The 26,980-nt window shown below is 65.7% G+C and carries 31 protein-coding genes and 1 tRNA gene; 14 read left to right on the top strand and 18 right to left on the bottom strand.

Features of this window, described 5'->3' with window-relative positions:
- Positions 1-212 precede the first annotated feature (212 nt).
- The 3 genes from PGP17_RS06715 to PGP17_RS06705 all read right to left on the bottom strand — a co-directional run bounded on the left by PGP17_RS06715 (position 213) and on the right by PGP17_RS06705 (position 2,159).
- Positions 213-1,094, bottom strand: coding sequence for a M23 family metallopeptidase (locus PGP17_RS06715; RefSeq protein WP_270374715.1), 882 nt, complete (start codon positions 1,092-1,094; stop codon positions 213-215).
- A complete protein-coding gene (locus PGP17_RS06710) occupies positions 1,094-1,753 on the bottom strand; it encodes a hypothetical protein (RefSeq protein WP_270374714.1) in 660 nt (219 codons plus the stop codon). Before PGP17_RS06710 ends, PGP17_RS06715 begins: the two co-directional genes overlap by 1 nt.
- 329 nt (positions 1,754-2,082) lie before the next feature.
- Positions 2,083-2,159: transfer RNA gene (locus PGP17_RS06705), tRNA-Arg, on the bottom strand.
- Between the two features lie 208 nt (positions 2,160-2,367).
- Between PGP17_RS06705 and PGP17_RS06700 the strand changes: the two genes are divergently transcribed.
- Complete coding sequence (locus PGP17_RS06700; RefSeq protein WP_135943189.1) at positions 2,368-2,496, top strand: entericidin A/B family lipoprotein; 129 nt, start codon at positions 2,368-2,370, stop codon at positions 2,494-2,496.
- Between the two features lie 75 nt (positions 2,497-2,571).
- Here the strand turns inward: PGP17_RS06700 and PGP17_RS06695 are convergent, their stop codons facing one another.
- Both PGP17_RS06695 and PGP17_RS06690 read right to left on the bottom strand, forming a co-directional pair.
- Positions 2,572-2,865 (bottom strand): hypothetical protein, encoded by a 294-nt coding sequence (locus PGP17_RS06695; protein WP_270374713.1) that lies wholly within the window; start codon positions 2,863-2,865, stop codon positions 2,572-2,574.
- Positions 2,866-2,998: 133 nt separating this feature from the next.
- Positions 2,999-3,985 carry a P1 family peptidase gene (locus PGP17_RS06690; protein WP_270374712.1) on the bottom strand — a complete coding sequence of 329 codons (987 nt, stop codon included), beginning with the start codon at positions 3,983-3,985 and terminating at the stop codon, positions 2,999-3,001.
- A gap of 71 nt (positions 3,986-4,056) precedes the next feature.
- On the opposite strand from PGP17_RS06690, the gene PGP17_RS06685 reads away from it, so the two are divergent.
- On the top strand, positions 4,057-5,805 hold the full coding sequence (locus PGP17_RS06685) for a gamma-glutamyltransferase family protein (protein WP_270374711.1): 1,749 nt from the start codon (positions 4,057-4,059) through the stop codon (positions 5,803-5,805).
- Between the two features lie 3 nt (positions 5,806-5,808).
- Here the strand turns inward: PGP17_RS06685 and PGP17_RS06680 are convergent, their stop codons facing one another.
- Genes PGP17_RS06680 through PGP17_RS06670 form a run of 3 tightly spaced genes read right to left on the bottom strand, consistent with a single transcriptional unit; the run spans position 5,809 to position 9,473 of the window.
- Positions 5,809-7,263 carry a sensor histidine kinase gene (locus PGP17_RS06680; RefSeq protein WP_270374710.1) on the bottom strand — a complete coding sequence of 485 codons (1,455 nt, stop codon included), beginning with the start codon at positions 7,261-7,263 and terminating at the stop codon, positions 5,809-5,811.
- Positions 7,264-7,283: 20 nt separating this feature from the next.
- Entirely contained in the window at positions 7,284-8,705 is a 1,422-nt protein-coding gene (locus PGP17_RS06675; RefSeq protein WP_270374709.1) for a dihydrolipoyl dehydrogenase family protein, read from the bottom strand.
- Positions 8,706-9,473, bottom strand: coding sequence for a TVP38/TMEM64 family protein (locus tag PGP17_RS06670; RefSeq protein ID WP_270374708.1), 768 nt, complete (start codon positions 9,471-9,473; stop codon positions 8,706-8,708).
- Positions 9,474-9,704: 231 nt separating this feature from the next.
- On the opposite strand from PGP17_RS06670, the gene rpmH reads away from it, so the two are divergent.
- Genes rpmH through dapD form a run of 7 tightly spaced genes read left to right on the top strand, consistent with a single transcriptional unit; the run spans position 9,705 to position 15,591 of the window.
- Positions 9,705-9,839, top strand: a complete 135-nt coding sequence (rpmH, locus tag PGP17_RS06665; RefSeq protein WP_135943182.1) for a 50S ribosomal protein L34 — start codon at positions 9,705-9,707, stop codon at positions 9,837-9,839.
- A gap of 17 nt (positions 9,840-9,856) precedes the next feature.
- Positions 9,857-10,258 carry a ribonuclease P protein component gene (rnpA, locus tag PGP17_RS06660; protein WP_270374707.1) on the top strand — a complete coding sequence of 134 codons (402 nt, stop codon included), beginning with the start codon at positions 9,857-9,859 and terminating at the stop codon, positions 10,256-10,258.
- A 22-nt stretch (positions 10,259-10,280) separates the two neighbouring features.
- Positions 10,281-12,413, top strand: a complete 2,133-nt coding sequence (gene yidC / locus PGP17_RS06655) for a membrane protein insertase YidC (protein WP_270374706.1) — start codon at positions 10,281-10,283, stop codon at positions 12,411-12,413.
- A 56-nt stretch (positions 12,414-12,469) separates the two neighbouring features.
- Positions 12,470-13,066: a ribosome biogenesis GTP-binding protein YihA/YsxC gene (yihA, locus tag PGP17_RS06650; RefSeq protein ID WP_270374705.1), complete on the top strand. Its 597-nt coding sequence runs from the start codon at positions 12,470-12,472 to the stop codon at positions 13,064-13,066.
- A 17-nt stretch (positions 13,067-13,083) separates the two neighbouring features.
- Entirely contained in the window at positions 13,084-14,076 is a 993-nt protein-coding gene (locus tag PGP17_RS06645; protein ID WP_270374704.1) for a DUF1036 domain-containing protein, read from the top strand.
- A complete protein-coding gene (locus PGP17_RS06640; protein ID WP_270374703.1) occupies positions 14,073-14,768 on the top strand; it encodes a pyrimidine 5'-nucleotidase in 696 nt (231 codons plus the stop codon). The genes PGP17_RS06645 and PGP17_RS06640 overlap by 4 nt, the downstream gene beginning before the upstream one ends.
- Entirely contained in the window at positions 14,761-15,591 is an 831-nt protein-coding gene (gene dapD, locus PGP17_RS06635; RefSeq protein WP_270374702.1) for a 2,3,4,5-tetrahydropyridine-2,6-dicarboxylate N-succinyltransferase, read from the top strand. The genes PGP17_RS06640 and dapD overlap by 8 nt, the downstream gene beginning before the upstream one ends.
- A gap of 3 nt (positions 15,592-15,594) precedes the next feature.
- Here dapD and PGP17_RS06630 read toward each other — a convergent pair whose 3' ends face one another.
- Positions 15,595-16,326 (bottom strand): CPBP family intramembrane glutamic endopeptidase, encoded by a 732-nt coding sequence (locus PGP17_RS06630; RefSeq protein WP_270374701.1) that lies wholly within the window; start codon positions 16,324-16,326, stop codon positions 15,595-15,597.
- A 50-nt stretch (positions 16,327-16,376) separates the two neighbouring features.
- On the opposite strand from PGP17_RS06630, the gene dapE reads away from it, so the two are divergent.
- Entirely contained in the window at positions 16,377-17,546 is a 1,170-nt protein-coding gene (gene dapE / locus PGP17_RS06625) for a succinyl-diaminopimelate desuccinylase (protein ID WP_270374700.1), read from the top strand.
- Positions 17,543-18,121 carry a hypothetical protein gene (locus tag PGP17_RS06620; RefSeq protein WP_270374699.1) on the top strand — a complete coding sequence of 193 codons (579 nt, stop codon included), beginning with the start codon at positions 17,543-17,545 and terminating at the stop codon, positions 18,119-18,121. The genes dapE and PGP17_RS06620 overlap by 4 nt, the downstream gene beginning before the upstream one ends.
- 42 nt (positions 18,122-18,163) lie before the next feature.
- Here the strand turns inward: PGP17_RS06620 and PGP17_RS06615 are convergent, their stop codons facing one another.
- From PGP17_RS06615 to fmt, 3 genes are all read right to left on the bottom strand, one after another.
- Positions 18,164-20,107: a DEAD/DEAH box helicase gene (locus tag PGP17_RS06615; protein WP_270374698.1), complete on the bottom strand. Its 1,944-nt coding sequence runs from the start codon at positions 20,105-20,107 to the stop codon at positions 18,164-18,166.
- 136 nt (positions 20,108-20,243) lie between these two features.
- Entirely contained in the window at positions 20,244-21,002 is a 759-nt protein-coding gene (gene truA / locus PGP17_RS06610) for a tRNA pseudouridine(38-40) synthase TruA (RefSeq protein WP_270374697.1), read from the bottom strand.
- A gap of 659 nt (positions 21,003-21,661) precedes the next feature.
- Positions 21,662-22,585: a methionyl-tRNA formyltransferase gene (fmt, locus tag PGP17_RS06605; protein ID WP_442915138.1), complete on the bottom strand. Its 924-nt coding sequence runs from the start codon at positions 22,583-22,585 to the stop codon at positions 21,662-21,664.
- Positions 22,586-22,677: 92 nt separating this feature from the next.
- Between fmt and PGP17_RS06600 the strand changes: the two genes are divergently transcribed.
- Positions 22,678-23,037 (top strand): Kazal-type serine protease inhibitor family protein, encoded by a 360-nt coding sequence (locus tag PGP17_RS06600; protein WP_135943170.1) that lies wholly within the window; start codon positions 22,678-22,680, stop codon positions 23,035-23,037.
- Positions 23,038-23,058: 21 nt separating this feature from the next.
- Here the strand turns inward: PGP17_RS06600 and PGP17_RS06595 are convergent, their stop codons facing one another.
- On the bottom strand, positions 23,059-23,199 hold the full coding sequence (locus PGP17_RS06595) for a hypothetical protein (protein WP_270374695.1): 141 nt from the start codon (positions 23,197-23,199) through the stop codon (positions 23,059-23,061).
- A 353-nt stretch (positions 23,200-23,552) separates the two neighbouring features.
- Between PGP17_RS06595 and PGP17_RS06590 the strand changes: the two genes are divergently transcribed.
- Entirely contained in the window at positions 23,553-24,368 is an 816-nt protein-coding gene (locus tag PGP17_RS06590; protein ID WP_270374694.1) for an SDR family NAD(P)-dependent oxidoreductase, read from the top strand.
- Here PGP17_RS06590 and PGP17_RS06585 read toward each other — a convergent pair.
- From PGP17_RS06585 to PGP17_RS06565, 5 genes are all read right to left on the bottom strand, one after another.
- Entirely contained in the window at positions 24,355-24,657 is a 303-nt protein-coding gene (locus PGP17_RS06585; protein WP_135943168.1) for a hypothetical protein, read from the bottom strand. The two genes, PGP17_RS06590 and PGP17_RS06585, sit on opposite strands and share 14 nt — an antisense overlap.
- A 206-nt stretch (positions 24,658-24,863) precedes the next feature.
- On the bottom strand, positions 24,864-25,190 hold the full coding sequence (locus PGP17_RS06580) for a hypothetical protein (protein WP_135943167.1): 327 nt from the start codon (positions 25,188-25,190) through the stop codon (positions 24,864-24,866).
- Between the two features lie 186 nt (positions 25,191-25,376).
- Positions 25,377-25,892, bottom strand: coding sequence for a Dps family protein (locus PGP17_RS06575; protein ID WP_135943166.1), 516 nt, complete (start codon positions 25,890-25,892; stop codon positions 25,377-25,379).
- Between the two features lie 82 nt (positions 25,893-25,974).
- Entirely contained in the window at positions 25,975-26,112 is a 138-nt protein-coding gene (locus PGP17_RS06570; protein ID WP_158291153.1) for a hypothetical protein, read from the bottom strand.
- A 118-nt stretch (positions 26,113-26,230) separates the two neighbouring features.
- Complete coding sequence (locus PGP17_RS06565) at positions 26,231-26,716, bottom strand: NUDIX domain-containing protein (RefSeq protein WP_270374693.1); 486 nt, start codon at positions 26,714-26,716, stop codon at positions 26,231-26,233.
- Between the two features lie 74 nt (positions 26,717-26,790).
- Between PGP17_RS06565 and PGP17_RS06560 the strand changes: the two genes are divergently transcribed.
- Entirely contained in the window at positions 26,791-26,922 is a 132-nt protein-coding gene (locus PGP17_RS06560; protein ID WP_270374692.1) for a hypothetical protein, read from the top strand.
- Positions 26,923-26,980 lie beyond the last annotated feature (58 nt).

Below are 26,980 nucleotides of genomic sequence, written 5' to 3'. Positions count from 1 at the left end.
GAGGCATTCTCATTTGCAAGGGCCGGAATCCGACGCGCCTCATCGGTCGCGGGAGCGAGATATTCGAGGCAGAGACGGACCGACCTGTCGACATCAGCGGTCGGTGGTGGTGGGCGGCACTGGGATGTAAGGGAGGATCGTTCGGTATTTCAATCCCCCGTCGCGAAGCTTTGCGGGCAGACGAGGCAGGCCGGGCGTGCCTGTTGACCTGCTCAGCCCTGGTTCTCGGCGCCGGTCAGCAAGCGCTGGTAGCTGTCCACGAGGGCGAGATAGGGCGGCACGTGCGTATTCTGCAGACCGGCAGGCGTATTGACCGCCATCTTGACCTCGAAGTGCAAGTGGATCGTGGTGGCGTTGCCGCCAAACTCGTTCGACACCAGACCGAGGCGGTCGCCGCGATTGACCACGTCACCGGGTTCGACCACCAGGCTGTCGCTGTCCAGGTGGAGATAGGTGAAGCGAAGCCCGTCATCGCTCATCAGACGAACCGAATACGTGCCGACCGAGGTGATGGTGCCATCCGCGGCGGCCACAGCCCAATGCGAGGCGTCCGCGCAGCTCGCCGGCCGAATGTCCTGGCCCTGATGGCCGGTCCCCGCCGGGCAGAGCGGAGTCGAATGCCCGCGCGTTTCACAGAAATTATCCCGCCAGGCATAGGCATAATTCTCGCCGTCGCATTGCCCGCCCCCCGGTCCGTGAAAGCCGCCGTGGCCGTAGACCTGCGAGTTGGCATAAGCTTGGCCAAGCTCCATCGGAAACCGCATGGAAGGTGCATAATTGATCTGCTGGGTGAGCCCTGTGCCGCTGTCCGGGAGCAGCTCACCCGGCGGCATGAAGGCAAAGGCGTCACCGCTCTCGTCGACGACTTCCGGCTCCGGTCCGGGTTCCGCCTCGTCGTCCGCCTGGGGCGGGGCGTCGTCCGCGCCGTCAGGTTGCGGTTCGCCGTCGGCCGGCAGTTCGGGTCCGGACGCCTCGTCCGGTATGTCGACGGGGTCCGAGGCATCGAACCCCTCCCCGGCCGGCCACCAGATCATGGCTGCAATGCCGGCAGCGGCGACGACGACAGCGAGACCCAATTCAGCAGGACGCGACATCATTGAGCTCCCTGTGTGCCGCGCGAACCCGGCAGGACCTGGAGCGACTGCATCAGCTGGTCGCCGTAACCGGGCGCCGTACAGCGCGGGTCACGCATAGGATCGGCACACTCCACCGTGATCGAATACGCAACGCCATAGCGGTTGAACGAGACCTCCCGCCCGTACTCGGTGCGTTCGGAACGGTAGCCTTCGGCCCCGCTGCCGACGAGGCGCCGGGCGGCCTGCGGATTGAAGGGTTCGCTGTGAGCCAGCCGGGTGCAGAAGACCTCGATCGTGACACCCTCGCCCATGGCGACCAGGGTGTAGAAATCACCCCGTGGAAAGATCAGCACGTCCGGCTCGCTGGAAAAGCCCAGTCCGCGATAGGTCGGCACCAGGATCGGTACTTCCATGCCGTCCAGATCACCGGGTCGCAGATTGCGCGGCCGGGGGAAGGCCTGGGTCTGCTGCGCCACGGCGACGGTCCGTACAGGCTGACGCCGGGCCGCCTCTTCACGGGCATCCGCGCGAACTTCATCCCAGACCACAACCGACTGGATCGGCTGGTCCGGTGTCGGCGCGCGATCAGGTTGCCGGACGATTGCGGCCTGTTGCGTCGGCTGAACGGACTGAGACTGCGCGCCCGCAGATGCGGCGACCGCCAGGCTCAGCGTCATCGCTGCAGCCAAAGTCCTAAAGCAGAAGCGCCGGGCCATCATTTTTCTCCCCAGTAGAGATTATAAGATATGCATTCTACCTGCAAATGATGTTGTTATGACTGCGCCAACACATTGGAACGACATGGCAAAGCATGGGTGACCGCCAGCGATGACCGAGCAGCTCGAGCACCAGGCTGGAGCAGGAACAGCCGCGCAGACGCAATTCGCACGCCTCATGCTTGCCGTTTCGGGGAGACCGGGAAGGGGAATTGAGCGCGCGTAGAACTGCGCAGAACCGGGGCCGGAAAGCGGTTCAGAATGCCACCCGGAAATCGGTGCTAAGTGTATGGCGCGCCGGGGAGGAGTCGAACCCCCGACCCCCAGATTCGTAGTCTGGTGCTCTATCCAGCTGAGCTACCGGCGCCTGTCCGCCCAGGCCCGCTTGGGTCCTGAACAGGGCGCGGAACCTACACAGCACTTCTTGATGTGGCAAGCGGGCTATATGCGGTTTGTGCAGGTCATTGCGCAGCGTGGATTCAGCAGGCTGGCGGGAAGTATTTTCCGGGCCTGTGGAACGCTTCACCCGGCCGTACGTTCGTACTGCGTTCGAGGTTTATATCAGGAGGATAACCATGCCCCGTATCGCAGCCCTGCTTGCCAGTCTCTTCATGCTCGCCGGTATCACCGCCTGCAACACCGTTGAAGGTGCCGGCGAAGACGTCCAGGAAGCCGGTGAAGCCATCGAAGACGCCGGCAACTAGGCCCGGGCGTCTCTTCCACGAAAAAGCCCCGCCGGTATCCGGCGGGGCTTTTTTTATAGTTACCGGAGGCCGGGCCTAGTTCGGCTCGCTCGGCGAATCCGGGTCGTCTTCGCCCTGAAGCTCGTCGCCGGCGTCTTCAAGCGCCTGCTCGGCATTGTCGACCATTTCGTCGACTTCCTCGCCGGCGCGTTCGAAGGTGCCGTCTTCCTCGGTGGCTTCCTCAATCGACTCGCCGATTTCCTCGGCAGCATCACGCAGGTCTTCACCCGCCTGCTCAAGTTCTTCCTCGGCTGCGGTTTCGTCCTCACCGCAGGCCGCCAGCGCAAGCGACCCGGTCAGTGCCGCGAGAATTGCAAAGCGTGAAATCATGTGTCCCTAACTCCTGTCCAAACTGCTCCGACTCCCCCCGCCCCAAGCGGGAGTCTTGCGTGCAGTGTCATAATTCATATCACAGCCGCCCGGTGAGACCAGTACGAACCTTGCCGTTCTGTAAGGTTCGCCGCTACCGGCCCGCCGACGCGAACACAGCGCGCGCGACCGCCCGGGTCAGTGTGTCGGCGCACAGCGCGCCCAACCGGGCAAGCGTGACCATTTCGGGATCGGCCAGCACCTTGGCCCCGGTCGAGACGGCAAAAACCACATCGCCGTCAAATGGCGTGTGAACCGGGCGGATGGCGCGCGCCAGCCCGTCCTGGGCCATCACGGCGAGGCGGCGCGCCTGATCGCGCGTCAGCGCCGCGTCGGTCGCCACGATCGCAATGGTGGTGTTCTCGCGCGCACCGGGATTGATCTTGGCGCGTCCCCAGCCCTCGGCATCGAACCGGTGGCCGGGCGGCGGACGAACCCCGCCAAACTCGTCCCCGATCTCGAAATGATGAGCCCAGAAGGCGTCGCTGCCAGGAATGCGAACCGAGCCGAAACTGTTCACGCAGACGAGCGCGCCGACCGTGTAGCCGTCAGACGTCATGGCGCTCGCCGATCCAGTGCCGCCCGGATCGGTGCCGGCCATGGCCCCGAAGCCGGCTCCGGCCCGGCCAAGCTCTACCGGCCGGTCCGACGCGGCCTTCAGCGCCTGAAGGCCGAGCGCGCGATAAGGCGGGGTTTCTCCCCAGGCCTTGTCGCCACCATTGGCCAGATCATAGAGAATGGCGGCCGGCACGATCGGCGAGCGCGGAACCCCAGGCGTCTCCATCAGCGCAAAACCGCGCCCGGCCGCGCCGAGCCCGGCGCAGACGCCATCCGCGGCCGCCAAGCCATAGACCGACCCGCCCGCCAGCACGATGGCATCGACCTGGCCCACCAGCCCGCCGGGCGCGAGCGCATCGGTTTCACGCGTTCCCGGCCCGCCTCCGCGCACGTCGACCGCTGCGGTCATGGCGCGTTCGGCCACCATCACCGTGACCCCGGAACGCGCGGTTTCATCGACAGACTGGCCGACGGTCACACCCGCAATATCGGTGAGATCGTTATGCGTGCCGGTTTTGATCATCTCCGGGCCTTTCTCATGGTTCCGAGCACGCTATGGTGCGGCTTCATACGTGAACCGCAAGGGCGAACCCGATGTCGAGACTGTCTGTATTCCTGAGCCTGCCCGCCCTTGCGCTGGCCAGCGCCTGCAACTTCGCCGGCGAGGACGCTGTCTCCCCGCCCGAGAACGCCCGTACCGGCAACCAGGCCCAGCGCGAGGCGATGGTAGCCGCTGCCCATCCGCTGGCGGTGGAAGCCGGACTGGAAGCCTTGCGCGATGGCGGTCATGCGGTGGACGCCGCGATTGCCGTGCAGAGTGTCCTGGGCCTGGTCGAGCCGCAAAGCTCCGGCATCGGCGGGGGTGCCTTCATGGTCTATTACGACGCGAGCGACCGCGCCCTGACTGTCTATGACGGGCGCGAGACCGCGCCGGCCCAGATCGACGAGACGCTGTTTCTGGACGATGAGGGCGATCCGCTCTCTTTCATGGAAGCCTGGCAGTCGGGCCGGTCCACCGGCGTTCCGGGCGTGATCGCCATGCTGGCCATGGCGCACGACGACCACGGAACACGCGCCTGGGCTGACGGCTTCACCTATGCGGCCCATCTGGCGGAAGAAGGATTCGCCGTTGCGCCGCGCCTCCACCAGATCGCCTCGCGCGTGGCCGAAGTGACCCAGATCGACGAGCGCCAGCCCAGCGCGCGCTATCTCTTCGACGAGAATGGCGACGCGCTTGCCGTCAGCCAGGTGGTGACCAATCCGGCCTATGCGGCCACGCTGCGCGCCATCGGCGAGGACTGGCGCAATTTCTACACTGGCGAGATCGCCCAGGGCATTGTGGACGCTGCCTCCGAACGCCCCCTCCCCGGCTATCTGACGATGGAGGACCTGGCCGGCTACGAGCCGCTGCGCCGCGAGGCATTGTGCACGCCCTACCGCGAGCTGCAGATCTGTGGCGCGCCGCCGCCTGCGTCCGGCGGGGTCGCCGTCGGCGCGATCATGGGGATGCTGGAAAACTTCGAGATGAGTGCTTTCGGGCCGGAAAGCGCCACGGGCTGGCACCTCTTCATCGAGGCCAGCCGCATGGCCTATGCGGATCGCGACCGGTATGTCGGCGATCCTGCCTATGCCGACGTCCCGGTCGAGGGCCTGCTGGACGAGGCCTACCTCAACGCGCGCGCCGACGCGATCGCGCTGAACCAGGCAATAGCGAGCGCCGAGGCCGGCACGCCGCCCGGCGCTCCGCAAGCGGCAGTGGACGGTTCCGACGATGCGCCCGGGACCAGCCATTTCGTGATCGTGGATGCGCAGGGCAATGCGATCTCGATGACGACCACGGTGGAAAGTCCTTTCGGCAATAATCGCATGACCCAGGGCGGGTTCTTCCTGAACAACCAGCTGACCGACTTCGCGTTCGAGCCGCGCGACGAGGACGGACGGCTGCGGGCCAACGCCGCCGCGCCGGGAAAGCGCCCACGCTCGTCCATGTCGCCGACCATCGTGCTGACGCCGGATAACGAGTTTGTCCTGGCCACCGGATCGCCGGGCGGCAACTCCATCATCGCTTACACGGCCAAGTCGCTGGTGGGCATGCTGGACTGGGATCTTTCCGCCGATGCCGCGGCTGCGCTTTCCAATGTCGTTGCGCGCGGCGATGTGGTGAGCATCGAGGCCGGGTTCGACGAGTCGAAGATCGAGACGCTGCGCGAGTTCGGACATGAGGTCCGCGGCGGTCAGGGTGAAACCTCCGGTATCCACATCGTACGCCAGACCGAAGACGGGCTGGTGGGCGGCGCCGACCCGCGACGGGACGGCACGGTCCGGGGGCTGGGCGAGGACTAGACCCTAGCCGCTTGCGCCCCGCCGGAGCGCCACTTCAAATACGCTGCCGCTGTCATTCGAGCGCGCGAGTGAGACGTCGCCGCCCAAGGCCCGCGCGAGTTCGCGGGCAATCGACAGGCCGAGACCGGTCCCGCCCGACGAACCGGTGACGGAGAAAGGCTGGAACAGGGTCTCGCGCACCCGGGCGGGGATGCCCGGGCCGGTGTCGTGGATTTCGGTGACAACCCGGCCATCTTCTTCGCGCGCGCTGACACAGAGACAGGCGTCGGGTCGCGCATCCATCGCCTGGAGGCCGTTTCTGAACAGGTTCAGAAAGATGCGGTGAAGGTGATCGGGATCGGCGCTGACCCGGATGTCGGCGGCGATCGTGTTGCGCCAATCGACCGGGCCGAGCGCGGCAAACGCATCTCCGGCCGCATCGTCGGCGGCATCGCGCAGGCTGACTTCGACCGGCTCGACCTCGCGTTCTCTCGAACGGCCGTATTCCAGCGTTTCGGTACACAGGCGCACGCCGCGATCGATGGCGCGCACCAGGCGCGCGCCCATCGCCGCGACACGCGCATCGCTGTTAGCGGCGAGCCGGTCCGAAATCAGCTGGGCCGAGGACAGCACATTGCGCAAATCGTGATTGATCTTGGCCACCGCCCCGCCCAGCGCCGCCAGGTGCTCGCGCTGCCGGAAGGCCATCTGCACATCGGCCTGCATGGCCGCCAGCGCCCGTTCAGAGTCTCCGATCTCGTCGCTTCGCGCCGACGCGACATAGTTGCGCGCCGGATCGGCCGGGTCCTCCTGAAAGGCGGTCATGGCCCTTGCGAGGCGGCGCATGGGCCGCACCAGCAGGTAGAGAAGCGAGACATAGATCAGGCTGCCCGTGACCAGCGAGATGAAGATGGAGAGACCCGCGATGCGCAGGGAGAACGCGATGAGCGCCTCGCGCAGGGGTTCTTCGCGCACGATAACGGAGATGCGTTCGTCAGGCCGGGTTTCAGGCATAGCCCAGATATTGATGAAACGCCCCCTGGGGGCGAGCAGCGTGGCGCAGGCGGCGCGGATGCTTTCAAACAAGGAGGTGTCGGTCAGGTCGGCGCGCACCAGCTCGCCTTGCACGTCGCCGCCCAGGACCAGTTCGTTGACGCCGCCATAGACCCGCCCCACGGCGACAACGTCCGCGCCGTCGAGCAATTCCATGACCATGTCCTCACTCGGCATGGCCCCGGCGGCATTTTCTGCGGCAATGGCTGCCAGGTGGGCAGACTGGGCCCGGTCCTGAAGCCATTCGGTACGGAATGCGGCGGCGCTGGGCAGGAAGATGAGAATTTCGGCCAGCAGAACGAAGCCGACCGTCAGGCCCAGCAACTTGCCCGGCAGCGACGTCGCCGCACGGCGCACGGCCGACAGCGCAGCGCGCGAACGCTGCACGGTGCCGACCCTGACTGGTGGAGGCCGCGAATCCATCATTGCCCCTAATGTAGGAGGCGCTAGTGGAAGCGCGAGAGGAGCCCAGCCCACATTTTTGCCCAGCGACCGAAAACGACCGGCTGGAAGTGCGCGTTGGCGGCGCGTTTCCAGATCTCGCCGCGGGTCGGATAGGGGGCGATTGCCTCGGTCAGATCGCGAACCTTGCCGCCCTTGTGCACCGTGAGAGACACGATCTGCAGCAGATCGTCCGCGCGCTCGCCAACGATGGACGCCCCCAGCACCTTGCCGCCCTTGCCCAGGATCAGCTTGACGCCGCCGGTCTCCAGTCCCTCGGCGACGGCCCGGTCATTGTCGTCGAAGGCAGCACTGGCCACCGAGATGTCATCACCGTGACGCTCCCGGGCATCCGCTTCGGTCAGGCCGATCTGAGCCAGGGGTGGATCGGTATAGACTGCCGCCGGGATCGCGGCCGAGGATTGCTTGGTGGGCAGGCCGAAATACAGATTGCGAACGATCACCGAGCCATGCCAGCCGGCGAGATGGGTCAACGCGCCCTTGCCCGCTATGTCGCCGGCAGCAAAGACCCGCGGATTGCCTGTCTTGAGCTTGTCGTCGCAGACGAGCCCGGCTTCGTCGGTCTCGATCCCCGCCGCCTCCAGGCCCAGACTGTCAAAAACGGGCTCCCGCCCGATCGCCACGAGAAGATGACTGCCGGTCACGCTGCGCCCGTCGTGCAACGTCACGGAAACATCCGTGGCGGTGCCGTCGACGCGCGCCGCCTTTGAGCCCTCGGTCAGGTCGACGCCATCGTTGATCAGCGCCTCTCGCACTCGTCCGGCATGATCTGCATCCATACGGCCCAGAAGGCGGTCGGCCTCGATGATGGTGACCTCGGCCCCCAGCCGGCGAAACGCCTGGCCGAGCTCGCATCCGATCGGCCCGCCGCCCAGAATGACAAGACGATCGGGGCGCGTCTCAAGGTCCCAGATATTGGCGTTGGTCAGGTAGTCGACCCGATCCAGCCCGTCGATCGGGGGGATGCGGGCGCGGGTGCCGGTTGCAAGGACGAAGCGCTTGGCGACGACCTCGTGGGTCTCGGAGCGCACCGTGCGCTCATCCACGAAGCTGGCATGTTCGCGAATGACGGTGACCCCCAGAGCCTCGAACCGCTCCTGGGAGTCGTTGGGGTGAATGGCATCGATGGCACGCTGGATGTGGGCACGGACCTTCGCAAAATCGATTTCCGGCTCGCTGGCACAGACACCCATGCGCGCGCCCGTGCGCACCGCGTGCGCGTGATGGGCTGCCGTCAGGAGCGCTTTAGAGGGCACGCAGCCATAATTCAGGCAATCGCCGCCCATCTCCCCCTTTTCGAACAACACCACCTTTCGGCCCAGCTGGGCGGCACCGCTCGCCACGGTGAGGCCGGCCGAACCGGCACCGATCACACACAGATCGGCCTTGATGCGGGTTACGGTCATTTATTCGCTTTCCTTGGCAGTGTCCTCGCCTGGAACGCCGCCGCGCACGCGCTTGAGGACGATCGGGATGATCGACAGGACGATCAGGCCGCCTATCGCGAGGAGAATGGGCAATGTGATCAGGTCGGAGAGGCCCGGCGTTTCTTCCGCGGCGAGCTGCTCGAGCGCACGCGCGCCGCCCGCGCCGAAACTGGCATAGACGAAGGCGGCCGGGATCATGCCGATGAGGCTGCCCAGAACATAGGCGCGCAGCGGGATGGAAATGAGCGCCAGCGCCACGTTCAGAACGAAGAAGGGCATGATGGGAATCAGGCGCAGGACGATCACGTAACTCAGCGCATCTTCCTGCATTCCGGCGCGCAGCTTTTCGATCCGGCCCTTGAACTTGTCGCGCGCCCAGTCTGCCAACGCGTAGCGCGTTATCAGGAAGATCAGGGTCGCGCCGGTGGCAGCACCCAGTATCGCCACCCCGGTGCCGAACCACGGCCCGAACAGGAATCCCGCGCCGATCGTGAACCAGAGCGCGCCCGGCACCGAGACCGACACGGCCAGGGCGTAGAAGACGAGATAGGCCAGCATCATCAGCCAGAAATGGTCATCGACCGTCTGATCGAGGCCGGAGATGAAAGCCGCGATCTGCTGGCGTCCCTCCGCGCTCCAGATGCCGGACAGGTAGGCCACGCCAAAACCGACTGCGATGAGAATAAAGGGCAGAAGACGGCGCAGGAGCGAGGTCTTCTTCGGCGAGGTCTCGCCCGCTTCGGTCATGAAATTTCCTTCGGATTGCCGCTTGGGACGATGTATACGCGATCAGAGCAGGTTTTGGATGTGACGCTTCCTCGCCACGCCGTCACGAGTGTGTGATCGCACGCTGCGCCGGACGCCAGCAAAACCTGCGGTCCGCCTTGACATCGTTCAGGCTGGCCCGTATCACCCGCGCCTCGCTTTTGCATGCGCCCGGTCCTGTGGCCCGGCGCACTCCTTGAAGGAGAGACTTCCGTGAAACGCACGTTTCAACCGTCCAATCTCGTCCGCAAGCGCCGCCACGGCTTCCGTTCGCGCATGGCGACCAAGGCGGGCCGTCAGGTCATCGCGCGTCGCCGTTCGAAGGGCCGCAAGCGTCTGAGCGCCTAACGGCGTTCCGGGACAGATTGCTACATTACCCAGATCGCGCCGCCCGTCTGAAGACGCGGCGCGATTTTTTACGTTTGCGCCACGGCGACAAGGCCGCGCGCCGGGGTGTCGTGGTCCAGGCCATGATGCGTAGCGGCGATGACGACGGCCCGCCGCGCGCCGGATTCACCGCGACGAAGAAGATCGGCAACGCGGTCGTGCGCAACCGTGCCAAACGCCGCCTGCGCGAGGCCGCCCGGCTGTTACTGCCCGAATACGGCCAGCCTGGAAGCGACTATGTCTTCATTGCGCGGGCCGCGACACCGGAGCGCGCGTGGCAGCACTTGCTTGACGATACGAGAAGCGCGCTGATAACCCTCGCGCCACCCCGTGACGCGGGCGCAGACGAGACGCCTGGCAATCGGGCCATCCAGTCTTAGTAAAAAGAGGAACGGGCCGCCCATGGGCGATAATCGCAACATGATCCTCGCCGTGGTGATCGCGATCGCCATCATCTTCGGCTACCAGTTCCTCATCCTGCAGCCGATCCAGGAACGCCGGGAGGCGCAAGAGGCCGCCCAGGTCGAACGCGAGACCGGCGCCGATGCCGGGAGCCCGAGCGGAGAGGCGCCCTCTGCCACATCCGCCTCCGGCGCACCCAGCGTGAACTCGATCGCGCCCGGCCCGACCGGTGTGATGGTGCCGCGCGACGAGGCCTTGAGCCGGACGCAGCGCATCGAAATCCGCACGCCGGCCCTGCACGGATCGATCAACCTGGCCGGCGCCCGGCTGGATGACCTGGAATTGCTGCGCTACGACGCGACCGTGGACAGCCCCGAGCCTGTCACCCTGTTCAGCCCGGAGGGCGCGGAAGGCGCCTATTACGCGATCAGTGGCTGGTCGGGCGCCGGCGGCGCGCCGGAGAACCTGCCCGGCCCGAATACGGTCTGGACCCAGACCGGCGGCGACATCCTGACGCCGGACAGCCCGGTCACACTGGAATACCGGACCGGCGGGCTCGTCTTCGAACGCACGATCTCAGTCGATGGCGACTACATGTTCACGCTCGAAGACAGCGTCACGAACGAAGGCGGCGACGCGGTCGGCCTGGCCCGCTACGGCCTTGTCCGGCGTCATGGCCTGCCGGGCGATCTGCAAAATTTCTTCATCCTGCACGAGGGCCCGGTCGGCGTGGTCGACGCGCGCTTCTTCGACCGCAAATACGGCAAGATGGAAGACGAACGCCTGCTCCAGCGTTCGGGCACTGGCGGCTGGATGGGCATCGCGGACAAATACTGGCTGGCGGCGGTCGCGCCCGAAGGCGACCCGCAGGTCAATGCCGAGTTCCGCGTGCGCGGCGAAGACAACAATCTGCGATTTGAATCCAACTATATCCGGTCCGCAGAGACGATCGCGCCGGGCCAGACCCTGTCCAGCACCGCCTTTGTCTATGGCGGCTCGAAGGATTCCGGGATCCTCACGCGCTATCAGGACGAATACTCCATCGAACGCTTCGACATGGCGATCGACTGGGGGATGTTCTGGTTCATGACCCGCCCCTTCTTCTTCATCCTCGACCAGCTGACCGATATCCTCGGCAATTTCGGGCTCGCCATCATGGCCCTGGTCGTTGGCCTGAAGATTCTGCTCTTCCCGCTGAACAACAAGGCGTTCGCCTCGATGGCGAAGATGCGGGCCGTGACGCCGAAAATGCAGGAAATCCGCGAGCGCTTCGCATCCGACAAACAGCGCCAGCAGCAGGAAATGATGGAGCTGTACAAGCGCGAGAAGATCAATCCGGTCGCAGGCTGCATTCCGATCCTGCCACAGATTCCGATCTTCTTCGCGCTCTACAAGACCGTCTTCATCTCGCTCGACGCGCGGCACGCCAACTTCCTCTATATCCGCGACATGTCGGCCCCGGATCCGACGACGATCTGGAATCTGTTCGGCCTATTGCCCTACGACCCGTCCGGCCTGCCCGTCATAGGCTCGACCCTGGCCATCGGCATCCTGCCCATCGCGATGGGCCTGACGATGTGGGCGCAGCAGGCGATGAACCCGCCCCCGCCCGATCCGATGCAGCGCAAGATTTTCGCCTTCCTGCCGATCGTCTTCACGATCATCATGGCGCCCTTCGCTGCAGCGCTGATCATCTACTGGACCTGGAACAACTTCCTGACGATCCTCCAGCAATACGTCATCATGCGCCGGCACGGCACCGAGCCCGAGCTTGAGAAGCAGGCCAAGCGCGCGGTTGCGCGGTTGCGCGGCAAATCGGTGTCTCCAGAGCTGAAGTCGCACGATACGGTCGGCTCGACGCCGGAAGAGAAAGCGGCCGTGGTGACCGACCAGGTCCTGGAGTCCGGCCCGGAAAACGCCGGCGGCGCGGGTAGCGAGACCAAGGACTTGAACAACCCGCTGGAAAGCGCACCGGAGTCCCCGCTGGTCGGCACCGACGAGCAGGAGAGCTCAGACCAGTCGGAAGAGTCACCCGCCACGCCCGCGGCAACCGGCGGCAACCGCACGCGCTCCAACCCGGCCGCGAAGAAGAAACGCAGCCCGGCGCGCAAGAAGCCGGGAGGCCGACGCTGACCGGATCCGACGCCGAGCACGACGAACACGAAGCGGCACGCCTTGAAGCCGGGCGCATGCTGTTCGCGCGCGAGTGCAACTTCATGCTCGGCGCGGTATCCATGGATACCCTGCCAGAGGCGGGAATGCCCGAGATCGCATTTGCCGGGCGCTCGAATGTCGGCAAGTCCTCGCTCGTCAACGCGTTGACGGGGCGCAAGACGCTGGCGCGCACGTCCGGCGACCCTGGCCGTACGCGGGAGCTGAACTTCTTCGACCTGGGCGGCCAGATCCGCCTGGTCGACCTGCCCGGCTACGGGTTTGCCAAGGCGCCCAAAGACGTCTCGGCCCGTTGGACGCGCCTCACCCGGGATTATCTGCGGGGCCGGGTCAATCTGAAGCGCATCTTCCTCCTGATCGATGCCCGGCACGGACTGAAACCCAGCGACGAGTCGGTGATGAGCGATCTGGATAACGCGGCAGTCGTGTATCAGATTACGCTGACCAAGCTGGACAAGCTGAAGCCAGCCGAACAAAAAACGATTGTCGAGCAGACGATGGCCCGCATTGCGCGTCGGCCCGCCGCCTTCCCCAAGGTCGCGGCCACATCATCTGCCAAGAAGATCGGGCTGGACGATCTGCGTGCCGACATCGCGGATCTGGCAGCCTCCTGATTGCAGGAGAGAGGGTCATGCCGCGTTGCAGCCTGCTAGCCGTGATACTCGCCTTGCTGTTGCCCTTCAGCGCTCGCGCGGGTGATGTCTGCAACGAGACGAGTTTCACGCTCGACATCGCGACGGCCTGGCGCACGGAAGCCGGCCTCGCCGCGCAAGGCTGGACACGTGTGCGACCCGGCGCCTGCGAGACCACCCCGGCGAGCCCCGCAGTCTCCGAACAATATCTCTATGCCCGGTCCACGCCAGCCTATCCCGGCGGGGTGCGTGAATGGCGCGGCGGTCAGGAAATCTGCATCGAGCCCGGCGATTTCAGCTTTGAGGGCCTGGCCGAATGCACCGCGCTGGGACTGGACTCGCGGCGCTTTCGGCGCCTGTCCAATGATGAGCGCGTGCGCGCGGTGCTGGTCGAACCGGCTGATTATGGCGACCGCGCCGAGGAGGCCGGGCTGCAACGTCTGCTTCAGGCGACCGGTTACGATATCCGCACGATCGACGGGTATGCCGGGCGCCGGACGCGGCGCGAGATCGACGCCTTCGAGGCCGATATCGGGCGCGGTTTCGGCAATGACCGGGTCGCGTTGCTCCAGGCCCTGCACGCGCGGGCGCTGGAGCTGAATGCCGATGCCGGCCTGCTGATCTGCAACGAGTCAGGCTCGGACATGGCCGCCGCGCTGGCGCGATTGCGCGGGGATGTCTGGGAAAGCCGGGGCTGGTGGCAGATTGCGCCCGGCGCCTGCGCCCGGCCGCTGTCGGGCAACTATATTGCCAACCAGGTCTATTTCTATGCCGAGCGGCTGAATGACGAGCCGGACGGGCCGCTCGCCGACCCGCTGGCCGGCGGCACCGAGGGCTTCTGCATCGCACCCTCGCGCTTCCTGGCCGAGGGGCGCGACGACTGCGAGGCGCGCAGCTACGCCTCGGTCGAGTTCCGTCAGGCCCCCGAGCCCGAAGACGGCACCGGGCGCGTGACGCTCGGCGATCTGGACTTTGAGGAGACGCGTGAGTGAACCGCCTGGACGCGATACATACCTGGGTCTTCGACCTGGACAATACGCTCTACCCGTCCCAGGCCGCAGTCATGAGCCAGGTGGAAGGGCGCATGACCGAGTATGTGATGAAGAGTCACGCGCTCGAGCGGGAGGACGCGCGCAAGCTGCAGCAGCGCTACTATGCCGACTACGGCACGACGCTGAACGGGCTGATGTCGAACCGGTCGGATGTCGACATCGCTCATTTCCTCGACTTCGTGCACGATATCGATCATTCGGTGATCGATCCCGACCCCGATCTTGCCGCCCATATCGGCAAGATCGACGGGCGCCGGCTTGTCTACACCAACGGCTCGCGCCTTCACGCCGAGCGCGTGATCGACCAGCTCGGCCTGAACGGGCTGTTTGAAGACCTGTTCGACATCGAGGCGTCGCGCTATGTGCCCAAGCCAAACCGGGAAGGCTTTGATGCCTTCACCGGGCGCTACGGAATCGAGCCTGCGACCGCGGTGATGTTCGAGGACTCCCTGCGCAATCTTGAGACCGCGGCCGAGCTCGGCTTTACCACCGTGTTCGTTCGCCCCCATCACCATGAAGGCGAACCAGGCGAGGCTCGCGCGCATGTGCACTTTGAAACCGACAGCCTGAATGCCTTCCTCAAGGACGTTCACGCCCATCGCGAAAAACCCAAGGACCCATCCCATGACTGACCAAAGCCTGATCGACACGATTAATGCCGGTTGGGAGGCTCGCGGCGAGCTGGGTGTCGAGACGCGAGGCGAAATTCGCGACGCGGTCGAGAGTGCGCTTGCCGCTCTCGATGCCGGGACGGCCCGGATTGCCTCGCGCGCGGACAATGGCGACTGGCAGGTCCATGAATGGCTGAAGAAAGCAGTGCTGCTGTCCTTCCGCCTGAATCCCAACACGGTGATGGGCGCGGCAGACGCCCCGGGACCCTGGTTCGACAAGGTCGAGACCAAGTTTTCGGGCTGGAGGGAGGCCGACTTCAAGAAAGCCGGCTTCCGCGCCGTTCCGCCGGCAACCGTGCGCCGCGGCGCCTTCATCGGCCGCAATGCGGTGCTGATGCCGTCCTACGTCAATATCGGGGCCTATGTCGACGAAGGCACGATGGTGGATACGTGGGCCACGGTCGGCTCCTGCGCGCAGATCGGCAAGAACGTGCACATTTCCGGCGGGGTCGGCATTGGCGGCGTGCTTGAACCTTTGCAGGCCAACCCGGTGATCATCGAAGACGGTGTCTTCATCGGGGCGCGCTCCGAAGTGGCGGAGGGCGTGATCGTGCGCGAAGGCGCCGTCCTGTCGATGGGGGTTTATCTGGGCGCCTCGACCAAAATCGTCGATCGCGAGACCGGTGCCATCGTGAGGGGTGAAGTGCCCTCCTACTCCGTGGTCGTCCCCGGTAGCCTGCCCGGCAAGGATGGCGGACCGAACCTGTATTGCGCCGTCATCGTCAAGCGGGTCGATGCCCAGACGCGTTCGAAAACAAGCGTCAATGCGCTGCTGCGAGACTGAACGTCAGAGCACGTAGAAGATCGCGCTCGCCCAGGCATGGACCGCGAGCGGCAGAACAAGCGAGCCCGATGCGTTACGCAGCCAGGCCAGGATCAGGCCCGCGGGGAAGAGATAGGCGCCTTGGCCAACATCCATCGAGACGATCAAGCCCGGCGTTACGATGAAGCTCTGCGAGGCGGCAAACAGGATGGCGCTTGCCACCGCTCCCCAGCCCATGGGGGCGCCCAGTACGCTGAGCGGCCGGCCGAAGGCCCGGTCCAGCGCGCTCAGTAACAGGCCACGGTAGAACAACTCGTCCACGAGCGGTGAAAGTCCGGCCTGGAAGGCGATTTCCTCGAGCGGAGCGTGCGGCACCCCCGGCGCCATCCAGTTGGCCGAGGCACCCGCCGTGATGCAAAGAGCAATTGCGACCAGCGCCGCCCTTGCCGGTGCGGGTCCTGACTGGCTGAGTTTGAGGCCGCTGACTTCGCCTCGATCCCGCAACACGAAGGCGCCAACCAGAACGAGGATCAGGAGGGCAAGCAACTCGCCCTCCCAGTTAAATCCTCTTTCGAACGGCCCGGTAAAAACCGAGCCCCAAGCCGAGGAAAGCGCGAAATCTTCCAGGATGAAAAGGCCGAACGCGATGGCAAGCCATGCCCAGGCCACGCGGCCGCGGGCCAGCACGATACCGATGGCGGCCAGCAGGAGAAAGAGGCTGCTATCGGCGAGCAGTTGTGAAATCGGCCCGCTCATTTGTTGTCTTTCGCATGGCTGTCAGACGCGAACTGTCCTATTTCGGAAGTATGCTGACACAAACCGCCTCCCTGATCGATCCACTTGAGCTTGCTCGCGCGCTGATTCAGGCGCCGTCGGTCACGCCGGCCGATGCTGGTGCGCTCGATACGCTTGAAAGCGCGCTGTCCTCTCTAGGTTCTCGCTGTGAGCGGCATCGCTTCGAGGACGTGGACAACCTTTACGCGCGCCTCGGGACCGAAGCGCCTGTCTTCTGCTTTGCTGGGCACACCGACGTGGTCCCGGCCGGCGATGACGCCGCCTGGCAGAAGCCGCCCTTCTCCGGCGAGGTCGAGGACGGGGTGCTGTGGGGACGCGGCGCCGCCGACATGAAGGGGGCAATTGCCGCCTTCGTGGCGGCCGTGGCGCGGTATCGCGAGGCACACGGCGAGCCGGCCGGCTCGATCGCCTTTCTGATAACAGGCGATGAAGAAGGCCCGGCCATCAACGGGACAAAGCGGCTTCTCGAAGCGGTGCACGAGGCGGGAGAGCGCTTCGACCATTGCCTGGTCGGCGAGCCGACCAACCCGGAGCGGATGGGCGAGACGATCAAGGTCGGCCGGCGCGGCTCGCTAAACGGCGTGGTCACCGTGACCGGCCGGCAGGGCCATGTCGCCTATCCCGACAAGGCGGACAATCCGATCCCGCCGCTGCTCGATCTGCTCGGCCGGCTTCTGGCGCGCAAACTCGATGACGGTGCGCCGCACTTCCAACCCTCCAATCTGGAGGTCACCAGCCTGGATGTGGGCAATCATGCCCACAACGTGATCCCGGCAAAAGCCAGTGCGAAATTCAACATCCGCTTTAATATCGCCCACAAGGGCGAGGACCTGAAACGCTGGATCGAACGTGAGGCCAAGGCCGCGGCGCTCGGGTTTGAAGGCCGGATCGATCTCGACCTGAAAGTGACGGGAGACGCCTTCCTCACCCGCACCAGCGCGTTTACCGATCTCCTGAAGGAAGCCGTGACCGCGGAAACCGGCGAGGAGCCGGCGATGACCACCGGGGGCGGCACCTCGGATGCGCGCTTCATCAAGGATTACGCCCCTGTTGCAGAGTTCGGCCTGGTCGGGGCGACGATGCACCAGGTCGACGAACGCGTCCCCGCCGGCGATGTGGAGACGCTCACGCGCATCTATACGCGCATCCTCACCCGCTATTTTGAGGTGTTCGCCGCATGATCGCCGCCCTGCTTGCCGATGCGCGCAATGCGATGATTGGCCTTGCGAGGCTGGTCAGCTTCCACGAGGGCTGGCGGCCCTGCTTCGACACCAGCACGAACGGGCTAATCCGCTCCTTCGGGGCGATGATCCTGGCGGCGCCTGCCTTCGTCATGTTCGTTCTGGCCGCCAATTACATCGTTTCGTCGGCAGGCGCGGTATCGGCCGAGGCCCGGTACACCCCGCTCGAAGCCATCGGGTCGTATGCGCGCATCTGGCTGCTCTTCCCGGTGGTCGCCATCGGCGTGGTTTCAGTGCTGGGGCTGAAACATCGCTATGTGAGCTGGGTGGTCGTCCATAACTGGGCCGTGTTCGCCCTGCTGCACCTGGCCGCCCTGCTCTACCTGCTTTACCCGGCAGGCCTGGCCGACACGACGGCGCTTGCCATGCTGCTGCAGCTTTATCTGTTTGCGCGGCTTTTCCTGCACTGGCGCGTAGCGGTGTCCGCGCTGGAGACGGGGATGGCCACAGGCGCGGCGGCTGCGGGCATCCCCATCATACTCGACCTGCTGGCGATCTACCTGGTGTCGCGATAGGTCGGGCGCCGGCGACCGCGTGGTTTCGCGGGCGCCTGTTGCCTAGTCCTTCTTGCGCTTGACCCGCTTGAGCGTCTTGCCGCCCTCGGGTGGCCAGGACCTAGCCGGTTTGCGCGGGCCATCGCCGGCGGGCTTCGCCGATCTTGCGGGAGCCTTGCCTGACGGCTTGCCGCCTGGCTTACCTGACGGCTTACCCGGGCCTGGCTTCCTTGCCCGGGGCGGACCGTCCTCGTGGCGCGAGGCGGTGCGCTCGGGCTTGTTCTGCCGCTCCAGCTTGCCGGGGCGGGGTTCACGCGCCGGCTTGCTGCGCGGTGGAGGCGCATCGCGATCCGCCGGGGTCAGCGGCGCGGCGCCGGCGCGCGTCACGCGCACCTTCTCGTCGCGCTCGCGCGGCTTGGTCATGGCCGCTTCGAAACCGGGCACGGCCGGGCCGGTGATCTCGAACCGGGTGGCGGTTTCGCCAATATCGATCTGACCGATCTCGGCGCCCGTCACGTCTCCGACACGGCAGATCAGGGGCAGAATCCAGCGCGGCTCGGCGCGGTGCTTGCGTCCCACATTGATCTCGAACCAGGTGCCCGGCTCGAAATCGGCCCGCGAGGGCTTCGGGCCGCGCTCGGGCCGGTCGCCACGCTCCGGGCGATCGCCGCGTTCTGGACGATCACGCATGACCGGAGCCGCGCCCAGCTCTTCGGGCGCCGGAAGGCGGGCTTCCAGCTCGGTCAGGAAGGCGGCGGCGATCGTCTCCGCACTGAAGCGCTCGAGCAAGGCACGTGCCTCCTCCAGCCGGCTTTCCTCGATCTCGCCGGACAGGGCAGGATGCTCGGCCAGGCGCTCTGAGTCCTTGGCGCGCACCGCGTCCGCGTCGGGCGCGTCGACCCATTCGGCCTCGACCCGGGCGTCCTTGAGAAGCCGCACGACCTTGCCGCGCCGGTTACTCGGCACGATCAGGGCGCTGACGCCCTTGGCCCCGGCCCGGCCCGTGCGTCCCGACCGGTGCAGCAAGGCTTCGCCATTGGTCGGCGGTTCCGCATGGATCACCAGATCGAGACCGGGCAGATCGATGCCGCGCGCCGCGACGTCGGTGGCCACACAGACTTTCGCGCGTCCGTCGCGCAGGGCCTGGAGCGCCTTGGTGCGCTCGGCCTGGGACAACTCGCCCGACAGGGCCACGGAGGAAAACCCGCGATTGCCCAGCCGCGCGGCCAGACGGTTGACCGCCTCGCGCGTGGCACAGAAGACCAGCGCCCGCGGCGCGCCATGGTAGCGCAGCACGTTGATGACGGCGTTCTCCCGGTCATGGGGCGCGACCAGGTGAGCCAGATAGGCGATGTCGGCGTGCTGACTGCCGCCGCTCACCGTCGAGATGCGCAGCGCATCCTTCTGGTAGGTCTCTGCGATGCGCGCGATGGCTTTCGAGACCGTCGCCGAGAAGAGCAAGGTGCGCCGCGACGCAGGCGCGGAGTCCAGAATGAATTCGAGATCGTCCTTGAAGCCGAAATCGAGCATCTCGTCGGCCTCGTCCAGCACCGCGGCGCGGGCCGCGGACAGATCCAGCGCGCCGCGCTCGATATGGTCACGCAAACGGCCAGGCGTGCCCACGACGATATGGGCGCCGCGTTCCAGCGTGCGCCGTTCTGCGCGCGCATCCATGCCGCCAACGCAGGAGGCCAGACGGGCACCCGCCTCGGAATAGAGCCAGGCCAGTTCGCGCTGAACCTGCAAGGCGAGTTCGCGCGTTGGCGCAATCACCAAGGCGAGCGGTGCGCCGGCGGGCGGCAGCCGGTCTTCGCCAGCCAGAAGCTCGGGCGCCATGGCCAGGCCAAAGGCCACCGTCTTGCCGGACCCGGTCTGGGCGCTGACCAGCAGGTCGCGGCCGGCGGCGTCGGGCGCCAGAACGGCAGCCTGGACTTCGGTGAGGGTCGAATAGCCTTTGGACTCCAGCGCAGCTTTGAGCGCGGAGGGAAAATTCTCGGGAAGGGTCATGAAAATCCGTGTCAGCCCGGGCGGCGTTCGGCCCGGCGCAAAAGGTCTCGCAGCGGGAACGCCCGCATGTCAGTTGCGCCCTATACCAGAGGCCGGGGTATTTGGAAAACGGCGATGTCGGGGCAGACCGCCCGTGTCAGTACCGCACGAAGGACAGGTAGAGCCCGTCCGGCGGCGCTACGGGGCCGCAACGTGTGCGGTCGGCTGCCTCCAGGGCCGCCTTGAAATCGTCCGGCGTCCACTTGCCGGTCCCGACCTCGACAAGCGATCCGGCGATCGAGCGGATCTGGCGATGGAGGAAGCTGATCGCCTCCACCTCGATATGAATTTCTCCGAGCGTCTCCCCTGCTCCGCCCGGCTGCCGCGAGACAGAAATCGTGTCCAGCGACTTCACAGGCGAGTCCGCCTGGCACTGACTGTCGCGAAACGTGGTAAAATCGTGCGTGCCGATCAGGGCCTGCGCCGCCTCGTGCATGGCCGCGGCATCCAGTGCGCGCGGCACGCGCCAGACCCGGCCGCGATCCAGCGCCAGCTTCGCGCGCCGGTCGATCACGCGGTAGACATAGCCGCGCCGCACCGCCGAAAATCGCGCGTGGAAGGCGTCGCCGACCCGTTCGGCCTGGAGCACCGCGATCGTGTGGTCGCCCAGATGATGGTTGAGCGCATCGCGCACGCGGTCGGCGCGCAGGTCTTTTTCCAGATCGACATGGGCAACCATGGCCAGCGCATGGACGCCGCTGTCGGTGCGCCCCGCGCCATAGACTTCGCGCGGCCCGCCATCGAGCTTCTGCGCGGCCGCTTCCAGGGCCGCCTGAACGGACGGCCCGTTCTCCTGACGTTGCCAGCCCACATAGGGGCCGCCGTCATACTCGATGGTCAGCTTGTAGCGCGGCATGACGCCGGATTTAGCCGGGACAGGACCGGTAAGAAACCGGTTTTTCTGTCTGGCTCAGAAGCAGGAGCAGACGGCCGCCGGGAAAAGCCGCCGTGAGAGTCGAGACCCCAGGCGACGCGACTCCTACTACTATCACGACTCTCATTCTGCCGGAGGATGCGCGGGAGACCTATACGAATTGAGAAAGAGCCGGCGCGCAGTGTGAGGGCGCGCGGAGATGGCGGGGATTAAGCTTGGGAGACAGGGCGCGCTCCTCCTCGCTGAGTTCGTTAGGTCTGCGCTTCGCTAGGCCCGGGATTTTAGCGTGGATGATTGGCTGAAACCCCGGGCGCCGCAGGCGAGTCGGGACCTCAGGCAGACAGGATGGCCTGTCTCTCTTTCCTGACGAAAGTCAGGACCCAGGAGAAGGCAGGGCGGCGTAATCAGAATGACAGCGCTCCACGATCTCTAGGTCCCAGCTTTCGCTGGGAAAGAGAGATTCTGATCGGTTTTGAAATAACCCCAAACCTTCGTCATTCCGGGCGAGCGAAGCGAAGACCTTAGACCCCAGAGAGGACAGGGTGCCGTCATCCGATGCTTCGAGGCTCGCTAAGCTCGCACCTCAGAGTGAGGGGGATGGGTGACATCGAAGACGATGGCCAGGGTTTTGCGGCTCTGAGTTACAGCCGTGTGCCCGGGGCGATGGCGGTGCCGCGGGCGAAGTCTTCGGCGTCCATGACGCCCTTGCCCTCGCGCTGCAGGCGTTTCAGGCGGACCGCGCCGCGCCCGCAGGCGACGCGCAGCGTGTCGTCGAGCACTTCGCCGGGCTCGCCCTCGCCGCTGACAGGTTCGGCCAGATGGACTTTCACGCGCACTTCGCCTTTTGCGGTCTCCAGCGCGAACCAGCCACCGGGAAAGGGGGAAAGGCCGCGAATCTGGTCGGCAACCTGATCGGCAGTCCGGGTCCAGTCGATGCGCGCTTCGGCGCTCGTGATCTTCTTCGCGTAGGTCACGCCCTCTTCGGCCTGGGGCTGGGCGGTCAGCGAGTCGCGTTCCAGCGCGGCGAGCGTGCGTGGCCAGAGCAGCGCGCCGGTCGTCATCAGTCGGTCGTGCAGCGTGCCGGCCGTGTCGTCGGGGCGGATGGGGACGATCTCGCTCATCAGGACAGGCCCGGTATCGAGCCCGGCCTCCATCTGCATGATCTGGACACCGGTCATCTCGTCGCCGGCCATGAGGGCGCGCTGGATCGGCGCGGCACCGCGCCAGCGCGGCAGGAGGGAGGCGTGCAGATTCAGGCAGCCCAGGCGCGGCGCATCAAGCGCCTCCTGCGGCAGGATCTGGCCATAGGCGACGACACAGGCGGCATCGAGGTCGAGGGCGGCGAAGCCGGCGAGGACTTCGGGGTCGCGGAAACTTTCCGGCGTCTCGACCGGCAGACCGAATTGTTCGGCGAGCTGGTGGACCGGGGTCGTGCGGGCTGCCTGCCCACGCCCGCGCTTGCGTTCCGGCTGGGTGTAGACGCGCACCACCTCGTGGCCCGCTCCGACGATCTCGGCCAGGGAGGCGGCGGCAAACTCGGGAGTCCCCATGAAGGCAAGGCGCAAACTCATTTGGACACTATCGCTCTTTAAGGCTCGGCGCTGACGCAGCATTTCTGATACAGTCCGGCACGCCCCGTTTCCACCGGAGACCTGCAATGCGATTGATGTATCTGATAGCCGCCCTTGTTCTGGCTGCCTGCCAGGCACCTGCCCCGATGCCGGGCGAACCGGATACCCCAACACAAAACCCCGATCGCGCCAGCGCGATCGGCGAGGCCTGCGGAGGCATGATGGGGCTGTATTGCGCCGATGAGGCCGCCTATTGCGCCTACGAGCCCGACGCGATGTGCGGGGCGGCCGACCAGACTGGTACGTGCGCTATTCCGCCCGAGGTCTGCACGCGCGAATATGCTCCCGTCTGCGGGTGCGACGGAGAGACCTATTCCAATGCGTGCGTCGCCGCCTCGGCAGGGACCAGCGTGGCCTATGAAGGCGAGTGCCGGAAACCGGACTGATCCGGCTCCCGGCTTCGCGCTCTAGCGCTCGCGCGTGCGCTTCTGGGATTCCGCGATGCGGGTCACCGGGGTCGAGGCCGGGGGTGCGGCGGCGTTCGTCTTCGGTTTTTCTTTTTTCGGTTTCTTGGCTTCGCGATTTCCGCGTTGCTGGCCTTTGGCCATGAGGTTATCTCCACGGGCGGGAACCGTCAGGGTCAACGCGCCATGACGGCGGAGGGCGTGCCGTATCGCTGCGGCCTTGCGGGCCGGAGCGCGCGCATCTCACCGGTTGAGGGTGCGCCCGAATGAACCGTCTGTCGACCGAATTTACCGCAGGCTCCCGGGCCGCGCCGTTGACGTGAAAGCGGGGCCGGCCCAGGATAAGAGTCTGGCGTTCGACGCCTGTGCACCGCCCCGTGAGGCGAGGACCCTGACGATGATTTACTCGATCTGATTGTTCTGCCGGCCGGCCGCAAGGCCCTGAGCCGTTCCCGCGCACCACCTGCGCGCAGCATCAGATTTACGAGTGATCCCTCATGCCCCGACTATCCAACCAGATCGCGCTCGTCACGGGCGCGGCGAACGGCATCGGCTACGCCATTGCCGCCGCCTTCCTGCGCGAAGGCGCGACCGTCATTCTCACCGATATCGATGAGGAAGCCCTGACCCAGTCCGTTGCCGGGCTGGGAGGGGCCGCCCATTCCCGACAGCTCGACGTGCGCAGCGAAAGCGACTGGGCCGCGTGCGCCGACTGGGTCCGGGAGCGCTTTGGCGGTCTGGACTGCCTGGTCAATAATGCCGGCATCACCGGCTTCATCGAGACGCCCGGCCCGCACGATCCCGAACACCTCGACATGGAGAGCTGGCGCGCGGTGCACGAAACCAACACGCATGGAACGGCGCTGGGCTGCAAATACGCAATTCGCCTGATGAAGCATCGCGAGGCGGGCTCCATCATCAACATCGCCTCGCGCTCGGGCGTCGTCGGCATCCCCCGCGCGGCCGCCTACGCCGCCAGCAAGGCCGCCGTGCGCAACCATACCAAATCGGCGGCGCTGTACTGTGCGGAGAAAGGCTACCCGATCCGGTGCAATGCGCTGCTGCCGGCGGCAATCTATACCGGAATGTGGGAAGCCATGTTGCCGCCCCCCGGAGAGGCGCGCGAAGCCATGACAAGCGCCCTCATTGCAGACGTGCCGCTGTGCCGCTGGGGTCAGCCGGGAGACGTTGCCGAGGCTGCCGTCTATCTGGCCAGCCCAGGGTCTGCCTACGTCACCGGAACCGAGCTGCATATCGATGGCGGTCTGCTGGCCGGCAGCGCCGCCCCGCCTCGCCCTGCTAGCGAGACTTGATGGCCGAGGAGAAGGAGGAACCGATGATCGCGATGATAAGGCGCGCCAGAACCGTGAAGAACAACAAGAGGATGGCGCCCTCTTCCACGAAGAGATCGAGCCACACATTGTAGCGCGCGGGCAGGCCCGTGCCGGTGATCCAGGTCTCCACGGTCTTGGCCCACTGGACCAGCGCATTGAGCACGTCGGGCGCGAAGAGGCCGAGCGAGATCAGCATCGCGTAGGACAGGATGAAGGCGAGAAAGATCGTGAATGTCGCATTGGTGACGCGACCGAAAACAAGGCCCATGGCTGGCTCCCCTCTGCACATTGCGGACGGCGCGGGACCCACAACTCGGAGCGCCCGCACGGCCCCCTCTATCGTCAGTCTAGCACGCAGACCGGTCTCCGTCGCGGGCCGACTGGCCGCCGGAATCTCGCCGCCCGTGACGCGCTGTCCTTGCCCCCTGCGGGACCACGGGACATGGCCGGACACCGGCGGGAGATCCGGATCGTCTAGGACGTCCGCGTGATGGTCAGCTCTGTGCCGTCGCTCGACCAGTCGGACGTGGTCATGCTTTCGCCGACCTCCATGGACTCCCAGGCATTGCAGATTTCCTGCGTGCCTTCTTCGGCCTCGATCTGCATGCACAGCGTGCCGTCCTCGAACGTCCAGGTGCCTTCGGCGCCGAGCGAGCTGGCATAGCCCCCGTCCTCGGCGAAGGTACTGGTCCAGCTCGCGTCACCATTGGTGATTTCATAGACGTGCCCGGACGGCCCGTTCGCAAAGGCGAGCCCGGCCAGACCCAGCGCCGCAGCCGCGGCGGTCAGTAGCGTTTTCATGTATGCGTCCTCCCAAACCTTGTTGCCCGGCTAATTGCCGGGTCCGGGTATGGTTAACGCCGCTCTAACAAAGTCAATCGGGCACGTCGTGAAATTTTTATGGAGTGCGGGGCCATGCAAAAACGCTCCGGACGCAGAGTCCGGAGCGTTGGCGATGTGTGCCTGCAAAGTCTGTCACGTGCGGGCTCAGCCGTCGGCGGCGACGGCGCGCAACATCCAAGCATTCTGCTCGTGCACCTGCATGCGCTCGATCAGCATGTCCTCGCTGACCTTGTCGCCAAGGTCCTCGGCGATGTCGGAGGCCTGCTTCAGGCGCCGCGCGATCTTCTCGTTATCGTGCGCCAGCGTCTCGACCATCGTCCTGGCGGACTTCACCTTGCCGTCATCGTCCTCGATGGCGGTGATTTCGGCAAACTCGCGATAGCTGCCCGGCGAGCGCTCGCCCAGAGCGCGGATGCGCTCGGCCAAGTCGTCGGCAGCATCGAACATGTCCTCGTACTGGCTTTCGGTCAGCTCGTGGATCGACACGAAAAGCGGACCAGCCACATTCCAGTGATAGCCCTGCGTCTTGACCATCAGCATGTAGGTGTCGGCCACGGCCATGGCGAGCTGCTGGGACAGGCGCTGGCGCGAGACATCGTCGGCGACCGAGATATGCGGTTTTTCTTCAAGCTCGGCATCGGTTTTGAGGGCATCAGTCATGGGGGAGATCCTCTGCGTGTCAGGCGTCGGTGTCAGGTATCAGTCATCAGCCGTCGATCTGGCCGGGCGAAGCGTCGACGGCTCAGTTGAGAAAGAAGAACACGAAAAGCGCGCCGAACAGCAGCACGGCGGCGGCAGTTGTCGAGATGTACAGAATCCGTTTCTGGAACTGGCGGTTCTCACTCTGACGGACGTCTTCTTTTTCTTTCTTGACTGTCATGGTCCAAATCCTCTCCGGCTGCGCCTTGCGATCGAGACCTATGTCTCGCCGCGCAGGTTTCAACCTTCCCATTGTTTTCTGATAACGCCTTGAGAGGGCCGAAAAGTTCCACCCTGCGCTACCAGTCGCGAGCCGGTTTGCCGGCGCTTCGGTATTCGTCGATACGCCGGCGGGTCGCCGGGCTGGTGTCCTGCGGAAGCCGGTCGGGCTCTGCCCAGATCCGATCGGTGATCTCGCCGTCTTCCTTCGCCGCACACGCCACCCAGCGATGAAGATGGAACAGGACGATATGGTCGCCGCGAAATGTCGGATTGCGATAGACACCCGCCAGGATCAGTGCGCCAGGTTCCGGCGATAGCCCGGCCTCCTCGCCGACCTCGCGCTCGGCAGACAGAGACACATCCTCGTCTCGCTCCACCCCGCCCCCGGGCAGATGCCAGCCATCGATATAGGAGTGGCGCACCAGGCATATCCGGCCTTCGCTATCGGTCGCCAGCACACGTACGCCCAGCGTCATGGCGCGCGTCCGGCGCCAGTAGAAGCGGAAGGCCGGTGTCAGCCAGCCGCCGATCCGGCGCCGCCAGACATAGCGGGTGTCGCTCATCGGAAAACTCTCCTGCCTCGCGGTGGCCTGTGCTCTGGTCTCGTGTCACGGCACAGGGTATAGACGGGCGCGAGTTGAACAACGCTGCACCCGGCGCCGGGTGCACAAGACAGAGGGAGAGCATCATGTGGGCTCTGATCGCGATCGGCATGTGCGTCGGACTGTTTGCCCTGTTTAACCTGATCGAGTTCAAGCGGCTCGACTAGACGGGTCGTGCGCCGCACACCGCGGCCGCACATCAGGCCCCTCTCCCGTTAACGCAGC

This window comes from Marinicauda sp. Alg238-R41 (assembly GCF_947331485.1).
In the GTDB taxonomy this organism is placed as follows: Bacteria; Pseudomonadota; Alphaproteobacteria; order Caulobacterales; family Maricaulaceae; genus Marinicauda; species Marinicauda pacifica.
The sequence above is the reverse complement of the archived record's forward strand: the minus strand, read 5'-3'. Positions and strand labels throughout refer to the sequence as shown.